At 73.7% G+C, this 20,794-nt stretch carries 16 protein-coding genes; 6 read left to right on the top strand and 10 right to left on the bottom strand.

Going from position 1 to position 20,794, the window contains the following annotated elements:
* The first annotated feature begins 22 nt into the window (after positions 1–22).
* Entirely contained in the window at positions 23–1,555 is a 1,533-nt protein-coding gene (locus ACQPY0_RS07755; protein WP_432986367.1) for a diguanylate cyclase domain-containing protein, read from the top strand.
* A gap of 211 nt (positions 1,556–1,766) precedes the next feature.
* Here ACQPY0_RS07755 and ACQPY0_RS07750 read toward each other — a convergent pair whose 3' ends face one another.
* From ACQPY0_RS07750 to rpmE, 3 genes are all read right to left on the bottom strand, one after another.
* Positions 1,767–1,988, bottom strand: a complete 222-nt coding sequence (locus tag ACQPY0_RS07750; RefSeq protein WP_432986365.1) for a hypothetical protein — start codon at positions 1,986–1,988, stop codon at positions 1,767–1,769.
* 122 nt (positions 1,989–2,110) lie between these two features.
* On the bottom strand, positions 2,111–3,205 hold the full coding sequence (prfA, locus tag ACQPY0_RS07745) for a peptide chain release factor 1 (RefSeq protein ID WP_432986363.1): 1,095 nt from the start codon (positions 3,203–3,205) through the stop codon (positions 2,111–2,113).
* Between the two features lie 86 nt (positions 3,206–3,291).
* On the bottom strand, positions 3,292–3,519 hold the full coding sequence (rpmE, locus tag ACQPY0_RS07740) for a 50S ribosomal protein L31 (protein WP_432986361.1): 228 nt from the start codon (positions 3,517–3,519) through the stop codon (positions 3,292–3,294).
* A 203-nt stretch (positions 3,520–3,722) separates the two neighbouring features.
* Here rpmE and ACQPY0_RS07735 point away from each other — a divergent pair, with 203 nt between their 5' ends.
* The 4 genes from ACQPY0_RS07735 (at position 3,723) to ACQPY0_RS07720 (ending at position 7,172) form a co-directional block, all read left to right on the top strand.
* The gene (locus ACQPY0_RS07735; protein WP_432986359.1) at positions 3,723–4,796 is read left to right on the top strand and encodes an RNA ligase; all 1,074 of its coding nucleotides are present in this window, start codon (positions 3,723–3,725) and stop codon (positions 4,794–4,796) included.
* Positions 4,797–5,699, top strand: a complete 903-nt coding sequence (locus tag ACQPY0_RS07730; RefSeq protein ID WP_432986357.1) for an AAA family ATPase — start codon at positions 4,797–4,799, stop codon at positions 5,697–5,699.
* 144 nt (positions 5,700–5,843) lie between these two features.
* The gene (gene fxsA / locus ACQPY0_RS07725; RefSeq protein WP_432986355.1) at positions 5,844–6,059 is read left to right on the top strand and encodes an FxSxx-COOH cyclophane-containing RiPP peptide; all 216 of its coding nucleotides are present in this window, start codon (positions 5,844–5,846) and stop codon (positions 6,057–6,059) included.
* Positions 6,060–6,176: 117 nt separating this feature from the next.
* Complete coding sequence (locus ACQPY0_RS07720) at positions 6,177–7,172, top strand: aKG-HExxH-type peptide beta-hydroxylase (protein WP_432986353.1); 996 nt, start codon at positions 6,177–6,179, stop codon at positions 7,170–7,172.
* A 360-nt stretch (positions 7,173–7,532) separates the two neighbouring features.
* On the opposite strand, the gene fxsT is transcribed toward ACQPY0_RS07720, so the two are convergent.
* From fxsT to ACQPY0_RS07705, 3 genes are read right to left on the bottom strand one after another with little or no spacing between them, the layout of a single operon-like run.
* Positions 7,533–11,765, bottom strand: a complete 4,233-nt coding sequence (fxsT, locus tag ACQPY0_RS07715; RefSeq protein WP_432986351.1) for an FxSxx-COOH system tetratricopeptide repeat protein — start codon at positions 11,763–11,765, stop codon at positions 7,533–7,535.
* Positions 11,762–12,799 carry an AAA family ATPase gene (locus ACQPY0_RS07710; RefSeq protein ID WP_432986349.1) on the bottom strand — a complete coding sequence of 346 codons (1,038 nt, stop codon included), beginning with the start codon at positions 12,797–12,799 and terminating at the stop codon, positions 11,762–11,764. The genes fxsT and ACQPY0_RS07710 overlap by 4 nt, the downstream gene beginning before the upstream one ends.
* Before the next feature lie 13 nt (positions 12,800–12,812).
* Positions 12,813–14,252 (bottom strand): effector-associated domain 2-containing protein, encoded by a 1,440-nt coding sequence (locus ACQPY0_RS07705; RefSeq protein ID WP_432995069.1) that lies wholly within the window; start codon positions 14,250–14,252, stop codon positions 12,813–12,815.
* A gap of 216 nt (positions 14,253–14,468) precedes the next feature.
* On the opposite strand from ACQPY0_RS07705, the gene ACQPY0_RS07700 reads away from it, so the two are divergent.
* A complete protein-coding gene (locus ACQPY0_RS07700; RefSeq protein WP_432986347.1) occupies positions 14,469–14,819 on the top strand; it encodes an STAS domain-containing protein in 351 nt (116 codons plus the stop codon).
* A 55-nt stretch (positions 14,820–14,874) separates the two neighbouring features.
* Here ACQPY0_RS07700 and rho read toward each other — a convergent pair whose 3' ends face one another.
* From rho to ACQPY0_RS07680, 4 genes are all read right to left on the bottom strand, one after another.
* Positions 14,875–16,944 (bottom strand): transcription termination factor Rho, encoded by a 2,070-nt coding sequence (rho, locus tag ACQPY0_RS07695; protein WP_432986345.1) that lies wholly within the window; start codon positions 16,942–16,944, stop codon positions 14,875–14,877.
* A gap of 1,121 nt (positions 16,945–18,065) precedes the next feature.
* The gene (gene thrB / locus ACQPY0_RS07690) at positions 18,066–18,962 is read right to left on the bottom strand and encodes a homoserine kinase (RefSeq protein WP_432986343.1); all 897 of its coding nucleotides are present in this window, start codon (positions 18,960–18,962) and stop codon (positions 18,066–18,068) included.
* 218 nt (positions 18,963–19,180) lie between these two features.
* A complete protein-coding gene (locus ACQPY0_RS07685; protein ID WP_432986341.1) occupies positions 19,181–19,384 on the bottom strand; it encodes a hypothetical protein in 204 nt (67 codons plus the stop codon).
* A gap of 134 nt (positions 19,385–19,518) precedes the next feature.
* Entirely contained in the window at positions 19,519–20,370 is an 852-nt protein-coding gene (locus ACQPY0_RS07680; RefSeq protein ID WP_432986339.1) for an SPFH domain-containing protein, read from the bottom strand.
* Positions 20,371–20,794 lie beyond the last annotated feature (424 nt).

The raw sequence follows: 20,794 nt of genomic DNA, 5'->3' as shown, positions 1-20,794 counted from the left end.
GGCGCGCTGGAAGGGGGCCCGGATGGCGGTTGGCGACCGCACGTCGGAGCTGGCACGCGCCCGGCGTCTCATCTTCGACGACCGCCTCGGCGAGGCGCTGACGGTCGTGGAGCGCGTCCTGCACGGCGAGCAGACCCCGGCGGAGCGGGTCGAGGCGCTGAAGCTGCGGCTCGTCGCGCTGATCAACATGGGGCGCACCGAGGACTACACGGCCGCGCTGGACGCCGGGCTCGCCGCCGCCCGCCAGGTGCAGGACCCCGGGCAATACGGTGAGCTGCAGGCCCTGGCCGCGATCGTCGCCCTGCGCGGGGGCTCGCTCGACCACTGCGTCCGCGCCCTGGTGCACGGCTCCCGGGCGCTCGCCGCGGTCGAGCTCACCGACGAGCAGACGGCGTGGGGCTGGCACAACCTCGCGATGGCGTATTCGTACACCGGTTTCCACGGCCATGCCCTGTCCGCCATGGAGCAGGCCCGGCAGGTCGCGATCGACGTCGGCGTGCCCACCGCGGGCACCGACTTCGCGGCGCCGCAGATCCGGCTGCGCCTGGCCCTGGACCTCGACCACCGCGGCGACAGCGAGGGCTGCCTGCGCATCCTGCTCGACATCGCCGCCGACCTGGAGCGCCGCGTCCGCGACGTCGAGACGGCCCTGCTGCGGCCGATCGCGCGCGGGGCGATGGGCTACGCGGCCGTGCGCCTGGGCACGCTCGGCGCCCCGGTCCCCGCCGTCGACCCGTGGCCGCTGCTGGAGTCGGCGGGCTTGTCCACGCGCGCCGCGGACCTGCGCACGCTCGGCGCGGCCTGCCAGGCGATCGCCGAGCGCCGCCCGATCGAGGCCGTGGCCCGCCTGGAGACCGCCAAGGTCAACGACGACTCGCTGGGCGCCGCCGAGCTGCCCCGCCTGCGTGCGCTCGCCCACCTCGGGGCCGGCGACTACCGCTCGGCGTACCACGCCGACCGCGCCGCCTTCCGCGCCGCCAACGCCCAGCTCGACCTGCTGCGCGACCTCTTCGTCGACGGCGTCGCGGCGCTGCTGGACCGCGAGGACCTGGTCCGCCGCGTCGACTTCCATCGCGGCGAGGCCCAGACCGACCCGCTCACCGGCCTGCCCAATCGCCGCTACCTGGAGGAGCACATCACCAAGCTGGTGGCGGCCGGCGGCCACGCGGCCCTGGGCGTGTGCGACCTGGACGGGTTCAAGGAGGTCAACACGGTCCATGGCCACCTGTCGGGCGACCTGGTCCTGCAGCGCGTCGCCGGCGTGCTCAACCGCGTGATGCGCAAGGGCGACTTCGTGGCCCGCTACGGCGGCGACGAGTTCGTGGTGGTGCTGCCGACCACCTCGGAGGGCGAGGCGAGGGAGATCTCCCGCCGCATCGAGTCGGCGGTCGCCGCGGAGGACTGGAACGCGCTGGTGCCCGGCACCCCGGTGGGCGTGACCATCGGCTGGGCCGGCCTTTCGGGCGAGGACTTCGGCAGCGTGACCGAGGCCTTCGAGGCGGCCGACCACGCGATGCTGCGCGCCAAGACCCCCCGACCCCGCACGGCCCCCTGACACTCCGCGAACCCTCACCGCGGCACCCCTGGCGAGCACCCGTGACAGGCCCGTGCCGCCAGGCGTGCGATTTCGTGTCTCCTATGCGGACGTCCAGAGGCGGACCCGACCCGTGCTCGTCGTCACGGCACGGATCTCGGCGGTGGCGCTCCGACTTATCCACCGTAACATGCTCATTCAAATCTGATGATCTTGCAGTTACGGTGCGTGGTCAGCGCGCCACGCCGGCGGGCGTCAGCAGGATGCGGGCGTTCTCCTCGCGGATCCGGGCGCGCTCCTGGTCGGCGCAGACCGCCGCCCACGCGTTCGCCTTCGCCGTCGGGACCCGGTCGGCGCCCAGCACCGAGCAGCCGACGCGGAAGATCAGCTCGGCGGCGGTGCCGACCACGGCACGCGGCGCCGCGGAGATGTCCACGGGGGACGACGACGGCATGGCTACCCTCCCGGATGGTGGCGGCGCTCACGTTGGGTGCAACTCGTTCGCGTCGAAACGCTACCCGAGACCAGCGTGACGCTGCACCGTTTCCGGAATGTGACGTCGGCGTTAGACGCCCGTCACCCCCGGCTGAGCTGGTCCTCACCCGCGAGGCGGGCCTTGCGGTCGGCCTCGGCCAGGGCGTCCAGCACGCCGTCGAGCTCACCGCCGAGCGCCAGGTCGAGGTTGTACGCCGTGTAACCGATCCGATGGTCGGATATCCGATTCTGCGGGAAGTTGTAGGTCCGGATGCGCTCCGACCGATCGACCGTGCGCACCTGCGAGCGGCGGGCGTCGCCGGCCGCGGCCGCCGCCTGCTCCTCGGCCAGGGCGACGAGCTTCGCGCGCAGCATGCGCATCGCGCGGTCCTTGTTCTGCAGCTGCGAGCGCTCGTTCTGGCAGGACACGACGATGCCGGTCGGCAGGTGGGTGATGCGCACCGCCGAATCGGTGGTGTTCACGCTCTGCCCACCCGGCCCGGAGGAGCGGAACACGTCGATGCGCAGGTCGTTCGGGTCGACCTCGATCTCGCCGGTCTCCTCGGCCTCGGGCGTGACGAGCACGCCGGCGGCGGAGGTGTGGATGCGGCCCTGGGACTCGGTGGCGGGGACACGCTGGACGCGGTGGACGCCGCCCTCCCACTTGAGCCGGGACCAGACGCCGTTGCCGCCGTCGGGGATGCCGCGGGTCTTGATCGCGATCGCGACGTCCTTGAAGCCGCCGAGATCGGACTCCTGCGAGTCGAGCACCTCGGTCACCCAGCCGTGCCGCTCGGCGTATCGCTGGTACATCCGCAGCAGGTCGCCCGCGAACAGCGCCGACTCCTCGCCGCCCTCGCCGGCCTTGACCTCGAGGATGACGTCCTTGGCGTCGTTGGGGTCGCGCGGGGCGAGCAGCTCCGCGAGGCGCTCCTCCAGCTGCGGGACGCGCTCCTGCAGCTCCTCGGCCTCGGCGGCGAACGCGGCGTCCTCGGCGGCCAGCTCGCGGGCGGCCGACAGGTCCTCGCGGGCCTGGTCGAGCTCACCGGCGGTCTTGGCGATCGGGCTCAGCGCGGCGAAGCGCCGGCCGGTCTTGCGGGCCAGCGCCTGGTCGGCGTGGATGCCAGGATCGGCGAGCTTCTGCTCAAGCTCCTGGTACTCCGCCAACAGCGTGGCGAGCCGAGTGTCGGCGGCCATCACCCCTCCATCCCCATCAACCGGACATCAAAAAGGGCGCCCGCCCACGCCCTCGAGGGACCGTGGTGCGGGCGCCGGAAGCGCAGCTACTTGCCGGCCTTCTTGGCCTGGACCTTCGCGTACTTCTGCTGGAACTTCGCGACCCGGCCCGCGGTGTCGAGCACGCGCTGCTTGCCCGTGTAGAACGGGTGGCAGACCGAGCAGGTCTCCACGTGGATCTGCCCGCCCTTGGCGGTGCTGCGGGTCGTGAAGGAGTTGCCGCACGAGCAGGTCACCTGCGTCGGCGCGTACTCCGGGTGAATGTCCGGCTTCATGGCCGTGGTCCTTTCGCTCGTCGGTCGCCGGGTCGCCCGCAACCGCGGACGTGAACCGGAACCTGAAATGGCCGTCGGTCAAGTCTGCCATGCCCTCGCACAGCACCTCGACCGAGGGCTGTAACGCCCCCCGCCCGGCCCGCATTCCCGCTCCGATAAGGCGTCGCACACGCGAGCGTGGCTCTCATACGCTGTACCGCGCTATGAGCCTCCACATCAACGAACTCTGCGATCCGAAGCTGCTGGCCGAGATGGTCGGGGGCGGGTACATCCGCACCCAGACCCACCCCGCGCTGCCGTTGCTGATCCACAACTACACGGAGCGGACGCAGTACGAGGGCGTATGGAACGCCGCGACGCTGGCCTGCCGCGGGCTCGTCGTGTCCCGCGACGGCGAGGTGCTCGCCCGGCCGTTCGCGAAGTTCTTCAACCACAACCAGCCCGGCGCGCCCGAGCTCGACCTCGACGGGCCGGTCTCGGTGACGGACAAGGCGGACGGCTCGCTCGGCGTGCTGTTCCCCACACCGCAGGGCTGGGCGGTGGCGACCCGGGGCTCGTTCGACTCCGGGCAGGCGCGGCACGCGACCCGGGTGTGGCGCTCGCGTTACGCCGGGCGCTTCACGCCCCCGGCGGGCCTCACGGTGCTGTTCGAGATCATCTACCCGGCCAACCGGATCGTGCTGGACTACGGTGATCTGGACGACCTGGTGCTGCTGGGCGCCGTGGAGATCGCCACCGGCCGCAGCCACGGCCCGCAGGCGGTGCCGGACTGGCCGGGCCCGGTGGTCGAGGCGTTCGATTACGCCACGCTCGCCGAGGCGCTCGCCGCCCCGCCCCGCGACAACCGGGAGGGGCTGGTCGTGCACTTCACGGGGCCGGACACGCGGCTGAAGATCAAGTATTCGGAGTACGTCCGGCTGCACCGCATCGTCACCGGCCTCAACGCCCGCGTGGTCTGGGAGGCGATGGTGGCGGGCCGCCTCGACGAGCTGCTCGCGCCGCTGCCCGACGAGTTCCACGCCTGGGCGACCGGCATCGCCGCCGGGCTGACCGCCCAGGTCGAGGCGCTCGCCGCCGAGGTCGAGCGGGAGCACGCCGCGGTCGTGGCCGGCCTGTCCGAGGGCTGGGCGCGCAAGGATTACGCCATCGCCGTGTCCCGCCACCCGCTGCGCGGCTGCCTGTTCCTGCGCCTGGACGGCAAGGACTTCCGGCCGTTGCTGTGGCAGCAGGTCCGCCCGGCCGTCGGCGATGAGCCCGGCCGCGAGGAGGCCGAGTAGTTGACGACGCTCACCATCACCCGGGGCCTGCCCGCATCGGGCAAGACCACGTGGGCCAAGCAGCAGCGACACCTGGTCCGGGTCAACCGCGACGACCTGCGGCACATGCTGCACGGCGGCCCGGTCGAGGACCCGCAGCGCCGCGGCCGCGCCGAGCGCGAGGTGACGGCCGCGCACCACGCCGCCGTCGAGGGCCTGCTGCGGGCGGGCTCCGACGTGGTCTGCGACGACACGAACCTGCGCGGCCGCGTGGTGCGCGAGTTCGCCGAGCTCGCCGCGCGCTGCGGCGCCCACTTCACGGTGCGCGACTTCACCGACGTGCCGGTGGAGGAGTGCGTCCGCCGTGACGCGCTGCGCACCGGCACCGGCCACGTCGGCGAGGACGTCATCAGATCAATGCATCAGCGGTACCTCGCGGGGCGCACGCTGCCGCTGCCCCTGCCCGTGCTCGACACCGCCCGGGGCGCGCCCTACGAGCCGCCCCCGGACGCGCCGCGCACGGTGCTCGTGGACATCGACGGGACGGTGGCGCTGTTCAACGGCCGCAGCCCGTACGACATGACGCGCGTCGGCGAGGACCTGCCCAACGCCCCCGTCATCGCCGCCGTGCGGGCCATGCACGCCGCTGGCCACGAGATCGTGTTCTGCTCGGGCCGCAGCGACGACTGCCGCGAGGCGACGCAGGAGTGGCTCGCCCGGCACGTGGCCGTGCCGTATCGCGCCCTGTTCATGCGCCGGACGGGCGACCAGCGCCGCGACTCGGTGGTCAAGGCCGAGATCTTCGACACGGAGATCCGCAGCCGGTATCACGTGATCGGCGTGTTCGACGACCGCCAGCAGGTGGTGCGCATGTGGCGTGGCCTCGGCCTCACGGTCTTTCAGGTGGCCGAGGGCGACTTTTAGCCTCACGTTGTGTGAATTTTCGAGCACCGGCCGCGCCGATCGGGATCATTGCCGCGGGCTGAGGGCTTCGGGCAGAATCCTGGCGGCGCGCGGGCGGGCGCCGCGGGTGATAGACATGGGTGACGCCCAGTGAAGGCAGGCTCAGTGGGGGATGGCAGCGAACCGGACAACTCGGACCGGCTGCGCGCGACATTAACGGACCTTTCGGGCATTCCGGCTCCGTCCCTGGAAGGCCTGGACCTGCGTTCCATCGACCTCGGTGCGCTGGGTGACGGCGTGCTGGCCCACACCATCCGCCGGGTCCTGGGCGAGATCGACGAGCCGCACGAGACCGTCGCCGGCTTCAACTCGAGCATCTGATCGGCCGCCGCCCTGAACGCGCCCGCCGGAGCTCTGCAGATCGCCGCCGCGGACCTGGACGACCTGGCCACGGGCCGCGGCGGCGTCGCGGTCCTCGACACGCTGCGCGCCGGCCAGGTGACCAAGCACATCCTGCTCATCCGCCAGGCCGCCCACCTGGCCCGCACCCGCCCCGGCCTGGCCGAGCCGTCGCGGGCCCTCGCCGAGGCCGAGCCCCACGCCCACACCCTGCTGGCATACCCGCTGATCGGCGCCTGGGCGATCCGCTGCCTGACCGCGGGACGCGCCGCCGATCTGAACCACCTCCACGGCGTGGCGGCCGCCGCGACGCTCGCCGCCGGCCGCGAGATCACCTGGCCCCTCCCCGCCGGCACGCACATCCCGGCCGCGGGCCCGCACCGCCTCCGGGCCGGTTCCCAGATGCTGCACCTTGATGACGCCGACCCGTATCGCGACGTCTTCGACCTGCCCCTCTCCCCCCGCCTCTCCCCCGCGCAGGCCGCCGCCTGGCGCACGGCCACGGCCGAGGCCGGCGAACTGCTGGCCACCCACCACCCCTGGCACGCGAGGTCGATGGCCCGCTGCCTGTCCGCGGTGGTGCCCCTCGCCTCCCCCGGCCGCAGCGCCACGTCCCGCGACGCCTTCGGCGCGGCCGCGCTCGCGCTCCCCGAGGACTCCCGCCGCCTGGCCGCCGGGCTGGTCCACGAGCAGCAGCACGCCAAGCTCAACGCCCTGCTGTTCTTCCACGACCTCCTGCGGCCGGGCGCGCTACCGGGCCGCTACTACGCCCCGTGGCGCACGGATCCCCGCCCGGCGGGCGCGCTGCTGCACGGCTGCTACGCCCATCTGGCGATCGCGGACTTCTGGCGCACCGAGTTCACGCGCACCGAGGACGAGACCGCGGCCTTCGAGTTCGACCGCTGGCGCCTGGCGGTCACGGCGACGGCCGAGACCCTGGCCGCGTCCGGCACCCTGTCCCCGGCCGGCACCCGCCTCGTCTCAGGCATGCGCGCCCGCCTGGCCGCCTGGCACGGCGACACCGTCCCGCGCACAGCCCACCGGCGCGCACTGGCAGCGCTGGAAGCCCACCGCGATGAGCACGCGGTCGCCTGAGATCCGCTGTCTTCCCCGACACGTCGGGCGCTCGCACCGGTCTCACCGCCCTACCCGCCGACGCAGCAACACTTCCACGACCACCCGGGGGTTTGGGCCTGCCTGCCCCGCCAGGACCATCCACTACCCACGTCCAATCGGCTACGCCACTGCGATTCGGCGGTTGCGCTCAGCACCTCGGTCATGAGGACAACCTAGAACAGGGGTACGACAAAAATCCGTGAGCAGGGGAAACAGGCGGCCCGGCCGGCGCAACGCGATCTCGACCGGACAGTGGCCGATCATTTGTCGCCCGGCGAGGTATAAGTCCGAAATATTCGGAACTTCGGCCACGAAGTTCCGGATATTTCGCCCGAAGCCTCAGGTCGCGGGCAGTTCGAGGTCGAACTCCAGTCGCCGCCCGGCGAGCGCCGCCACGGTGTCGGGGTGCGCGTCGCCGAGCCGCCGCCGCAGGGCCTCGGCCGCCACGCTCACCGCGCCCCGGTCCTCGCCGGCCGGGTGCGCGGCCCGCAGGTCGAGCGCGTGGTTGAACGAGGCGACGAGCAGCGCCGGATGCTGGACCCCGAACGCGGACTGCGCCACCCGCACCGTGTCCCGCGACGCGATCACGGCGCCGGACGCCTGCCCGGCCAGGGCCAGGTCCGAGGCGTACCCGATCGCGCACGCCACCGCGAACGGGTGCTCGGCCCCGACCGAGCGCGCCAGCCCCACCAGCGCGTGCCGATCCAGGTCCGCGGCCGAGCCCGCGTCGCCGGAGGCCCGCACGGCCGCCGCCAGCGTCGCCTCGGCCGCGTGGGTGAAGGGGTGGCGCGGCCCGAGGACCGCGGTGAAGCCGTCGACGGCCCGGGTGGCCGCGGCGTGGGCCACGGCCTGCTCACCGGCGGCGAGGGCGCAGTTGGCGTACGTCAGCACGGCCGAGAGCGAGTCCGGGCTGTGGTCGCCGTACTTCTCCAGCCACAGCGCCATCGTCGCCTCGGACTCCTTGCGGGCGCGGGCGTGCGACCCCGCGCGGCGCAGCGCCATCGCGAGGTAGCGCATCCCGGTCAGCACGCCCGGATGGTCCTCGCCGAACGCGTCGGCGTGGGCGGGCAGGGCGTCGGTGAGGATTTCGATCGCGACCTCGTGTTCGCCGAGCCCGAAGCGGTTGTGGGCCAGGCTGATGAGCGACCACAGGGTCTCGGGGTGCGGGTGCGGCAGGACGCGGCGGCGGTGCATGAGGGTCTGCTCGTCGATGATGCGGGCCTGCCGGAAGTCGCCGAGCAGGCGCATGTCGACAGCGAGGTTGTTGGCGCAGCGCAGGGTGCGCGGGTAGGCCTCGCCGAAGAGGCGGCGGTACCGGTCGAGGTTGTCCAGGTCGACGTTGCGCGCCGCGACGAACTCGCCACGCAGGCGCAGGTCCGCGCCGACGCTGTTGGCAGTCATCAGGGTGCTCTCGTCGTCGTCGCCGAAGACGCGGCGCAGGGTCGCCAGGGTCTGCTGGTTGAGCTGGGCGGCCTCGTCCTTGTCACCGGCGGCGCGCAGGGCGTTGGCGAGGTGGTACGCGGCCGAGAGGGTGTCCTCGTGCTCGTCGGAGAGGGCCACCCGCCAGCGGTCGAAGGCGTTGCGGGCCACCGCGCGGCTGCTGTCGTAGTCCCCGCGCACGAACAGGAAGCGCACGTAGTGCAGCATCAGCTGGCGGGACTCGTCCGTCGCGCCGGCGAGCAGGTCCGAGTAGAGCAGGTGGGCGCTGAGCTCCTCGTATCGCGGCCAGCTCGACGGGTCGTCGGGCTTGGCGGGGTCGGCGGCGGTGAGCACGTCGTGCGCGGCCTGCTGGAAGCGCGGGTAGTCGGCGACCTCGAGCCGCTCCAGCAGCAGCAACTGGCCGAGGCGGTGGACCTGCACGGACGAAAGCGCCGGGTCGACCTGGGCCAGGCCGAACTGCGCGAGCTCCCGCAGCGCCGTGCGCAGCGCCTTCTCCACGCGTACGAGCGAGCCGAGCGGGGCCGGCAGCCCGGCGCCGCGGCTCTCCCACAGCACGTTCCACGACACCGGCTCGCCGGCCAGGAACGCGCACACGTCGAGCAGCCGGGCCGCGCCCGGGTTGCGCTCGGCGAGCTCGCTGTAGGCGAGGTTCCACGTCACCACGATGGGGCTGGGGTACTCCGGGCGCTGCTGCGTGCCACCCATGTCGCGGCGCAGCTCGTCGTAGCGCTCGGCGTAGTCGCCCGCCGCCCAGCCGGTCGCGTTCTGGGTCGCGGCGGCCTGCTCCATCGCCATGGGCACGTCGCCCAGGCGGACGGCGAGGGTGTGGGCCTGGGTGCTGCTGATCGACGGGCTGCGGCGGCGCAGCAGCAGGACGCTCTCCGCCCGCGTGAACGCGCCGACCTCGATCACGCGGCCGACGTCGGCCCAGCGTGGGTTGCGGGACGTGATGAGCACGTGGCCAGTGCCGCGGGGCAGATAGGGCTCGATGTCCTCGGGCCGGCTGGCGTTGTCGAAGACCAAAAGCCAGCGGCGGTACGGCACACCGCGCTCCAGCGTCACGCGCAGCACCTGCAGGGTCCGGTTGAGGTCCGGGCTCTCCCGCACCCGCAGCGCGCGGGCGAGGCCGGCCAGCGCCGCCCGCATCGGCGCGACCTGCTCGGCCGGCACCCACCACACGAGGTCGTACTCGCCCGAATGCCGGTGCGTGTACTCCAGCGCCAGCTGGGTCTTGCCGGTGCCGCCGAGCGAGTGCTGGGCGTCCGGCAGCAGCACGACCGGGCCGGAGCGCAGCCGGCGGGCCATCTCCTCGAGCACCGCTTCGCGCCCCACGAAGCCGGAGTTGCGCGGCGGTACCGCGTTGCGGACCTGCTGCGGCGTCCTCACGTGCACATCCTGCTCCACGGCCGATTCCGTGCCCGCGCCACCCGGTGCACCGTCCCCCTCGGTCTCGGCGGCCTCCAGCCGCTCCTGCCCGTCGTCCGTTTCGCCGCCCGGCCCCGCCGACCCGGTCGCCTCCCCGGGCCGCAGCAGCTGCTCGGCCAGCTCCACGTGCGCGCCGCCGAGGCTGCGCAGCACCAGCGCGGAGGCCTCGGCGAACGGCCGGCCCAGGCCGCGCAGCCGGGCCACCTCGCCGCTGGCGACGACGGCGCGGAAGTCCAGCGGCGTGCCGAGTCGCTGGGCGATGTACGCCGACACCCGCCGTACGACCTCCAGCGCCTCCGTGGCGTGCAGCGAGGGCAGCAGCACCACCCGCACGCCCTCGTGGAAGTCGTAGACCTTCTCGTCGTGGGGGTCGGTGCCGGGGCCGGCGTCGGGCCGCGGGCGCAGCAGGCCGCCGAGGAACACCTCCGCCAGGTGCGCGGGCTGCGAGTCCGGCAGCATCGCGGCCTGTACGAGCCGCATGACCGGCACGGTCAGCGGGGCGGCCGCGAGGTAGGTGGCGAGGGTGTACGCGGCCGGCGAGACCGACGATCGGAACGCGCGGACGCGCTGCTCGGCGGTGGGCGGGACGGCCGGCGCCGCGGGCTCCTCGTCGGGGCGCTCCGCGGCGAGCCGCCCGGTGAACAGGGCGAAGCCGGGGACGGGTTCGGCGGCGGTACCACTGGCCAGGGCGGCCCACGGCCCGAGGAAGCGCGGATCGAGCTCGACCACCGGCACCGCCACGCCCGCCCCGGCCGGATCGAGCGAGCCGTCGGGCACCTCGACACGCAGCCGCGTGTTCGGCACGCCGGGGCCGTGCGCGTGCAGGCGGACCCGGTGGAACGCGGGCCGGCAGCGCCGCCACATCCGCCGGGGCAGCGTCTGTACGACCGCGGCCAGACCGGCGGCGCCCCAGCGGGCCAGCAGCGGGGCCATCGCGCCGCCCCAGGCCGGGCCGATGCAGTCGCTGACGATGAGCACGAGCCGCCGCCCGGCCGGGTCGACCAGCTCGGCGGGGTCGCGTGGGGTGTCGGAGCCGGCGGCGTAGAGGGCCGGGGCCGTCTCCTCGGCGGTGTCCAGGCGCCAGAGCCGGATGTCGCGGAACGCGCCGAGCAGCTCGAGCAGCCGGTGCAGCTCGGCCGCGGTACGCCGCCACAGCACCATCGACGGGCCGGAGTCGACGACGAGCGCGAGGTCGAGCCAGGGCTGGCGGCCGGGGCGCAGGACCGGCAGCCACAGGTCGGACTCGGCGATCCGCGCGGCGGTGGCCGGCTCGTCGACGACCGGATGGCGCCGGTTCGGCCGGGAGCGGCGCAGCGGTCGCAGGGCGCGGACCAGCCCGAGCGTGCCGGGCAGCGCGGCGACGGCGGGGACGCGGGCGGCCGGCAGGGCGGCGGCCGGGCCGGCGTCGTCGCCGGGCGGGAGGTACAGCTCCGGCGACCCCGGGCCGGCCGTGACCGCCCGGTGCCGCGCCGCCGCCGGGACGACCGGCTCCGGCTCACCGGCCGGCTCCCCGTCCCGCGGCGGCACCACGACCGGGGCCGGCTTCGGCTCGGCCGGCGGCGACCCCCGCACGGCGGCGCCCTCCGGCAGGTGCTGCGCCAGCCACAGCGCGTCGGCGAGTTCGTCGGCTTCCGCCGGGCGGCGCAGGGCGGCGATCAGTCGGGCGATCCCGTTCCCGCCGCTGGGGACACCCGGCGAATGGCTCATTGACCGTTGTCGCCGAGCGGCCGCAGCAGCGCGCGCTCCATCTCGGGCGCCAGCGGCCGGCCGTTTCCGGCCGAGGTCGCCAGGTAGATGGCGTTGAGCAGCTGGTCGGTGGCGATGTCGCGCTTCTCGCGGCGGTCCAGGAACCGGTCGATGATCTCCTCGCTGCGCTCCAGGGCCGCCTCGCCCAGCTGCGCGGCGATGATCTCGGCGAGCCGGTCGCGGCTCGGCGGGGCCATGTCGAGGCGGATGCAGCGGCGCAGGAACGCGACCGGGAACTCACGCTCACCGTTGCTGGTGATGACCACGAACGGGAAGGCGTGGCAGGCGACCCGGCCGCCGCGGATCTCGACCCGCCGGCCGTCGGCGGTGGTGACCTCGCTGACCGGCGGGTCCTCGGGCAGCCGGGAGAGCTCCGGGACCGCGAAGCCGCCGTCCTCGAAGACGTTGAGCAGGTCGTTGGGCAGGTCGATGTCGCTCTTGTCCATCTCGTCGATGAGCAGCACCCGGGGCAGCGCGGTGGGCAGCAGCGCGGTGCCGAGGGGGCCGAGCTGGATGTACCGGCCGGTCTCGGGCACCCGCACCGGCCCGTCGCCGCCGAGCTTGCGGAAGTTGGCCTCCTGCAGCCGCGCCAGGGCGTCGTAGTGGTAGAGGCCGTCGCCGATGGCCGAGCGGCTGGTGATCGGCCAGTGCAGCACTGGGCCGAGGCGCAGCTCGCGGGCGACGCTGCGGGCCAGGCTGGACTTGCCGACGCCGGCCTTGCCGGTGACGAGCAGCGGGCGGCGAAGGTACAGCGCGGCGTTGACGAGCGCGACGGTGTGCGGGTCGGGCCGGTAGCTGCGGGCCATGACCCCGAGGCGCCGGCCGGCCGTGTCCGGGAGGTCGTCGGACGGGATCTCCAGCGGTGGTACCAGCGGTTCGCCCTCGAAGGTGCGCCACGGCGGCGGGGCCGGCAGGCGGGTGGCGACCCCGTCGTGCGGCCGGGTGTCACCGCCTCGGTAGATCAGCCAGTCGTTGTCCGTGGGCTCACCGCTCACCCCTGCGCACCTTTCACAACGTCGGGTGTTTCCACTGATCCGCCGGCTCCTCGGGCCAGCGCCCGAACTCGTCCCACAGCAGCGCGAGGTGCCGGCCGGGCTGGGGGTGCTGGTCGTGGCCGCGGACCGCCTCGCGGCGCAGCCGGTGCACCAGCCCGGGCAGCTCGGCCACGCTGGAGACGTCGAGGACCTCGTCGAGCCGCCCGGCCGTCTGCGGGTCGAAGCCGGGCCGGCACCAGACGGCGACCGGCAGCCCCATCGTGACGGCGACGCCGAGCTCGTCGGCGTCGAGGCTCGGCGTCTCGCTGGGCGCGAACTCCTGCATGAAGCAGATCCGCGGCTCCTCCCACAGCTCGGAGCCGAGCGCGCTGAGGTTCGGCTCCGGCCGATCCAGGCAGTACACCGCCTTGGCGTCGGTGAGGTGGCCGTGCGCCCGCAGCCGCTTGGACTTGGTGTTCCAGTAGGGGCGCAGTGCCGGGTTGGTGCCGCGGTCCCAGGAGCGCACCACGACCGGATGGCGCACGCCGAGCTCCAGCGGGGCGGCCCGGAACGCGGGGCCGACCGGCCACTGGTCGACCGGGAGGTTGAACAGCGCCTTGGGCAGGATGAACTCGACGAGGACGTCGTTGGCGTCGTACGCGTACGACGTGAGGATGGTGTTGAGGTGCCGGTCAATCTCGGCGGGCAGGCCTTCCTCGGCGACGACCTCCTCGCCGGCCGCGATGCTCACGCCGGGCGTCCCGTCCTCGGCCTGGAACCAGGCCGACACCGTGTAGCCCGCGCTGACCCAGTCCTGCTCGATCTGCACGACCAGGATGGTGCGCGAGCCGCGGGCCGCGACCGGGGTCAGCGCCGCCAGCCACTCCGCCGGGGCGCCCCGCCGCGCGAGGTGCGCCTCCAGCCAGGCCCGCAGCTCGGCACGCAGCTCCGCGTCGGCCTCGGCGGCCAGCGCCGCGACGAAGGTGAGCAGCTGCGGCGGGGAGTCCTTCGGCAGCAGCAGGCCCTCGAGGTACATCATGACGTCGCCGGCGCTGCGCAGCCCCTCGGGCCGCTCGGGCCCGACCGGGCCGACGGCCGCGCGGTAGGCCCCGGCGATCGGCACACGGGCGGCCCGCTCGGCGAGGCGCAGCAGGCGGCGGCGCTCCCCGGGCTGCAGCAGGGGCTCGGGAACGGCGCGCAGCTCCGCCTGGAAAGCGGCGATGGCGGGGTCGCCCGGGAAGTACACCTGCAGCACCTCGGCCAGCGTGTGCAGCGCCCCCGGGAAGCGCCGGCACTCCTTGAGCAGGAACAGCAGGCTCAGCCTCGGCTGCTCCGCGCGCGGCGCGTCGACCTTGTAGCCGAGCAGCCGGTCGAGGTCCTCGCGGATCATCCCGCGCAGCGCCGGCAGGTTGAGCTGGTCGGCGAGCGGCGCCAAGGCCTCGGCCATCGCGGCGAAGTCGGGGTCGCCCAGCATGCTCACGGCCGCGCCTTACCCTTCCTCCGCGGCGCCGAGGCCGGCGGCTCGGCGGGCATCGTTCGATCTGCGTCACCGTACGCCAGAGAAGCGTCACTGAACATCCGCCCATCCGGCTGGGTTTGTCCGGCTGCTCAGTCTTGCGACCGAAGGGTCGGCCATCGCTGAGCCGGGCCTCCGATGGCCGGGGCGGGCGCGGCGTCCGATACTGATGGCGTGGCGGAATCTCCAGTCCGCGTGCAGCCCGATTCCCAGGGCGGCGCGGTGGTCGCGGTGCACGGCGAGGTCGACGTGACTTCCGCCCCGGCGGTGCGCGAGGCCCTGGTCCGGGCGATCGACGGGTTGCCGATCCGGGTGGTCATCGACCTGGCCGGGGTGTGGTTCATGGATTCCAGCGCGCTGACGGTGCTCATCAGCGGCTACAAGCGGGCCCAGAGCGCGGGGGTGCCGCTGGTCCTCGCCAGCCCGAGCCCGACGGTGTACCGCCTGCTGCGCACCAGCGGCATGGTCGAGATCTTCGAGATCCTCGACCCGCCCGACCCGACCGGCGAGATCAAGGGCCGCTGAGCGGTCATACGCAAGCGCCCCCGGGGTCTCCCGGGGGCGCTTGCGTCATGGGTGCCTACTCGCCCGGCGTGGTCTGGGCGATCTGCATGAGGAACTCGACGTTGGTCCGGGTCTTCTTGAGCCGGTCCAGCAGGAGGTTGAGCGCCTCCTGCGAGTCGAGCGCGTGCAGCACCTTGCGCAGCTTGATGACGATCGCGAGCTCGTCCGGCGCGAGGAGGATCTCCTCCTTGCGGGTGCTGGACGGGTCGATGTCGATCGCCGGGAAGATGCGCCGGTCGGCGATCTTCCGGTCGAGCTTGAGCTCGGCGTTGCCGGTGCCCTTGAACTCCTCGAAGATGACCGTGTCACCGGTGGAGCCGGTCTCGACCAGCGCCGTGGCGATGATGGTCAGCGAGCCGCCGTTCTCGATGTTACGGGCCGCACCGAGGAAGCGCTTCGGCGGGTACAGCGCCGTCGAGTCGATACCGCCGGACAGGATGCGGCCGGAGGCGGGCGACGCGTTGTTGTACGCGCGGCCGAGCCGGGTGATCGAGTCCAGCAGCACGACGACGTCATGGCCGAGCTCCACCAGGCGCTTGGCCCGCTCGACCGACAGCTCCGCGACGGTGGTGTGGTCCGTCGGCGGCCGGTCGAAGGTCGAGGCGATGACCTCGCCCTTCACCGAGCGCTGCATGTCGGTGACCTCTTCGGGCCGCTCGTCGACCAGCACGACCATGAGGTGGCACTCGGGGTTGTTGCGGGTGATCGCGTTGGCGATCGCCTGCAGCACCATGGTCTTGCCGGCCTTCGGGGGCGACACGATGAGCGCGCGCTGGCCCTTGCCGATCGGCATCACCAGGTCGATGACGCGCGTGGTCAGGATGTGCGGCTCGGTCTCCAGCCGCAGGCGGTCCTGCGGGTAGAGCGGCGTGAGCTTGTAGAACTCGGGGCGGCGCTTGGCCTCCTCCGGGTCCATGCCGTTGACGGTGTCCAGGCGCACGAGCGGGTTGTACTTGTCCCGCCGCTGCTCGCCGTCGCGCGGCTGGCGCACGGCCCCGGTGACCGCGTCGCCGCGGCGCAGGCCGTAGCGCTTGACCTGCGACATGGCGACGTACACGTCGTTGGAGCCCGACAGGTAGCCGGTCGTGCGCACGAACGCGTAGTTGTCGAGCACGTCGAGGATGCCCGCCACCGGCACGAGGACGTCGTCCTCGCTGACCTGCGGCTCGTTGCCGCCGCGCCCGGTCGCCTCGGCGCCGTCGCGGTCGCGGCCCCGGCGGCGGTCGCGGAACCGGCTGCGCCGCCCGCGACGGCTGCCGTCGTCATCGCCCTCGTCGTCGAAGCCACCACGCTGGTTGCGATCCGCACGGTCGCCCCGCTCGCCCCGGTCGGCGCGCTCGCCGCCGTTGCGCTCGGCCCGCTCCGCGCGCTCGCCGCGCTCGGCCCGGTCACCGCGCTCGTTGCGCTCCGCACGCTCTCCACGCTCGGCCCGCTCCGCACGCTCGCCGCGTTCGGCCCTCTCGGCCCGCTCGCCGCGCTCCGCCCGCTCGGCTCGCTCGGTCGTGGTGCGCTCGGCCCGCTCGGTCGTGGTGCGCTCGGCGCGTTCGGTCGCCCCGGCACGCTCGGCGCGCTCGGCGGCCCGCTCGGCTCGGCTGGGGCGCTCGGCCCGCTCGGTGACCGGCGGCGCGGCGGCCGCGGCCGGCTCGGCGGGGGCCTCTTCGCGCACGCGGCGCTCGGGCGGCCCCGCGGCCCGGGTGGCCCGACGAGGGGTGCGGGCGACGGGCGGCTCGGTGACCTCGGTGGCCGACGGCCACTCCGCCTCGGGGGCCTCGGTGCGGGTCTCGGCGGCAGCAGCGGCGCTGCGCGAGGCGCGGGTCCGGGTGGGCGCTGCCGTCGTGGTGGCGGCGGCCGGGCGGGATTCGCCCGCCTGGCGCTCCTGGATGGCGGTCACGAGCTCGCCCTTGCGCATCCGGGCCGTGCCGGAGATGCCCAACGAGGCGGCCATGCTCTGCAGCTCGGGGAGCAGCATGGCGGCCAGCCCCGTGCCCGAGCGGCGCCGACGGGTCGCGCCGGGCTCAGCGGCGTCGGCCTCGACCGGGGCGCGGTCGGTGGTGACATCCGACGTGACGTCGGTGGTGTCGCTCAATGGATTCCTTCCCTCGTTAGGCCGGGGCAGCCCGATTCGACGAACGGTGGCCGGGCGGCCCACGGGTGCTCCCGCCCCGCCGTGCGGCGCCGGAGGTCTTGCTCACCCCCGCCGCGCCCAGGCACAGCGAGAGGCCTTGCTCTGTCTCCGCCCCGTCATGCGTCGCGGAGCCTTCGTGCGGTCCCCGCCCCGTCATGCGTTGCGGGGATTCGTGCCATCCCCGTGTTGCGGGGGTCCCTACTGCCCCACTCCGTCATGCGTTGCGGGTTCGTACCGTCCCCGCCCCGACATGTGTTGCGGCGGTTCGTGCTGTCCCCACTCCGTCATGCGTTGCGGAGCTTCGTACTGTCCCCCGCCCCGACACGCGTTGCGGAAGTTCTTGCCGTCCCCGCCCCGGTCAGCGTTGCGGGTCCTGCTCTGTCCCGCCCCGGCACGCGTTGCGGAAGCTGTTGCTGCCCCCGCCCCAACAGGTGTTGCGGAGCTTCGTGCTGCCCCGCCCCGGCACGCGTTGCGGAAGTTGTTGCTGTCCCCGCCCCGGTCAGCGGTGCGGGGTCCTGCTCTGTCCCGCCCCGACATGCGTTGCGGAAGTTCTTGCTTTCCCCGCCCCGGCCAGCGGTGCGAGGTCCTGCTCTGACCTGCGCCGACGTGCGGCGCGGGGTCGTTCCCTGCTCCGCCCCGGTGCGCGGCCGAGGTTCTCGCCTCGGCTCCCGCTCCGGCCGGCGGCGCGGAGGCCTTGCGCTTTCCCCGCCTCGGCACGGCGATGCGGAGGCCTTGCTCTCCTCCTGCCTCGACGCGCGATGCGGCAGGTCCTGCCCCGTCCCGCCCCGACCGGCGACGCGGGAAAGGTGTTGCGATGTCCCGCCTCGGCAAGCGGTGCGGGAGGTGTTGCAGCGCTTTGCGGTGGGCTTCGACGCCACTATTTGCATCGTTGACCCTGGCCGTGCGCGCGCGACCACACGAGACGCGGGTCGGCGGCCGGGCGTGCGCAAAGGGGTGCCACGGAATTCGGAGCACGCCGCCCCGCATGAGATCGCCGCACGGAGCGGCTGCTTAGGACTAGAGAGTAATCAACTCCGCCAGCCAGCGGCAACAGGGTCCCGCTCGGCGTGTTCCAGAGTACCTCATACCAGGTCACTCCCGAGGCGTGCGCCGGTCATATCGACGTCCAGCGGCAGAACACGCCAACCCGGCACCGGCCCCGGGGTCCAGCCGTCGATGCCGAAGGCGAGCACGCTCGGCCCGGCCCCGGAGACAACAGCGGCCACGCCCTCGGCGCGCAGGCGGGCCACGAGGCCGGCGGTCGGCGGCATGCCCTCGGCCCGATAGTCCTGGTGGAGGCGGTCCTCGGTGGCCGCGAACAGCCGCCCCGGGTCACCGGCGAGCGCGTGCACGAGTAGCGCGGCCCGGCCGGCGTTGAACGCGGCGTCGGCGTGCGGAACGGTCTTGGGCAGCGCGGCCCGGGCCGCCTCGGTGAGCCCGCGCTCCTCGGGGACGAAGACGACGGGACGAATGCCGGCTGCGGGCTCCCGGCGTACGGCGGCCGCGCCCCCGTTCTCCGTCCACGCGATCGTGAAGCCGCCGAGCAGGCAAGGCGCCACGTTGTCGGGGTGTCCCTCGATCGCGTCGGCCAGCGCCAGCGCGGCCCGGTCGTCCATGCGCGCGGGTCCGTCCTCGACCAGCCCGCGAACGAGCACGATGCCGGCGACGATCGCGGCCGACGAGGAGCCGAGCCCGCGGGCCTGCGGGATACGGTTACGGCATCGCAGCGCAAGGCCGGGTGGCTGCTCGCCGAGCTCATCGAAGGCGCGCCGCATCGAACGCACGACCAGGTGGGTCTCGTCGCCGGGAAGCTCGCCCGCCCCCTCACCGGTAACCTCGACGGTGACGCCACCGTCCGTGACCCGCGCCTCCACCTCGTCATACAGCGTGAGCGCCAGCCCGAGGGCATCGAACCCGGGGCCGAGGTTGGCACTGGTCGCGGGCACCCGGACGACAACGGGGCGGGGCAGGAAGGCCATGGGTCAATCTCACCATGAGGACGCCGATGCTCAATCCTCGGGATCACCGGGACCGCTGCGGCGCCGTGCCGGAGGCGAGGTCCATGGGGCTGTTGGAGTCGGAGGATTCCACGCCCACCGCGGCCGGCGGACCCGCTGGGGCATGCGAAGCGCGGTGAGCGTCGGCGGGACATGGCTGTCGGGCTGCCCAGCAGGGCGAGCGGGTGGCCGGGCAGCGCTCAGCCGGGCTCGTCGGCGTCGTCGGGGGTGTCGGGCTGGGCGGGTTGGAGGCGTTTCGGGTCGCGGCCGGCCTGCCGTAGGGCCAGTCGGAGGGCGAACTCGATCTGGGCGTTCACGCTGCGCAGGTCGTCGCCGGCCCAGCGCGCTATGGCGTCGTAGACCTGGGGGTCCAGCCGCAGCAGCAGCTTCTTCCGCTCGGGCACGAATCCCGCCGTTCTCTGCGCTTCTCGTTGGCGTTTGATCAGGCGTCGCCGGTGTCGCGGTCGTCGCGTGGGCGGCGAGCTGAAAGGTCCGGGTGGCGGGCGCCGGGACTGGCGCCCGCGGGTGACCGGATCGCTCAGGCGTAGAGGGTGCCGGTGTTGACGACCGGCTGGACGTTGCGGTCGCCGCACAGGACCACCAGGAGGTTGGCGACCATCTGGGCCTTGCGCTCCTCGTCCAGCTCGACCACCTGCAGCTCACCCAGGCGCTCCAGGGCGCTCTGCACCATGCCGACCGCGCCCTCGACGATCTTGAAGCGGGCACTCACGATGGCGCTGGCCTGCTGACGGGCGAGCATGGCCTGGGCGATCTCCGGGGCGTACGCGAGGTGGGTGATCCGGCTCTCCAGGATCTCCACGCCGGCCAGGGCGACCCGCTCGCCCAGCTCCGTCGTGAGCTCCTCGCTCACCACGTTGCCCTCGCGCAGGCTGGAGCGGCCGTCGCCGTGCGACTCGTACGGGTAGCTGGTCGCCAGGTGCCGCACGGCCGCCTCGGACTGCACCGCGACGTAGGAGACGTGGTCGTCCACACCGAAGGAGGCCTTGAAGGTGTCGACCACGCGCCAGACGACGACCGCGGCGATCTCGACCGGGTTGCCGTCGGCGTCGGAGACCTTGAGGCGGCCGGTCTCGAAGTTGCGCACGCGGCGGGACAGGCGGCGCTTCGTGCTCAGCGGGACGGTCCAGTGGAAGCCGGCTTCGGAAACCGTGCCGACGTAGCGGCCGAAGAACTGCACCACCCGGGCCTCGTTGGGGTTGACCACCGTGAACCCGCTCAGGATGACCACTGCCAGGAGGGCCAGCAGGATGATGATCAGGGCGGCGGTGTCCTCGGACAGCGTCGCGGCGGCGACGGCCCCGAGCGCCGCCAGGATGAGCAGCACGCCGAGCATCACGAACCCGGCTACCCGAAACGCCCGTCGCTCCATGACTCCTCCTGAGGGGCTATCGAAGTGATATCACCACGATAGCTCACCCTCGCAACGGCGGGAAGTTCCCCCTGGCTGCGTGGGTACGGTGGCACGCGAGGGCGGGAGGTCTCGTGCGTCGCCGCGGCGGACTCAGCGACGGCGCCGGCGACCGGGTGCCTGCCGGCGTCGACCGAGCCGGCCTGGGCCGGGCTGTGCTCCGCCCGCGGGCTGTCGGCGGTGCCCGGGGCCGGTTACTTGGCGTGGCAGCGCGACCGCCTCGGCGTATGCGGTGGCGGCGGCCGGGAACTCGCGGACCACCTCGGCGCGGTCGCGGCGGCCGGCGACTCACGGACCACCTCGGCGCGGTCGCGGCGGCCGGCGACTCACGGGCCGCCTCGGCGCCCGCACGATCGACGCGGAGCCGTCCATGCCACTTACTGGG

The sequence above is a fragment of the Dactylosporangium sp. CA-233914 genome, from assembly GCF_050942935.1.
Classification (GTDB): Bacteria; Actinomycetota; Actinomycetes; order Mycobacteriales; family Micromonosporaceae; genus Dactylosporangium.
This window is presented reverse-complemented; position numbering and strand designations above follow the sequence as displayed.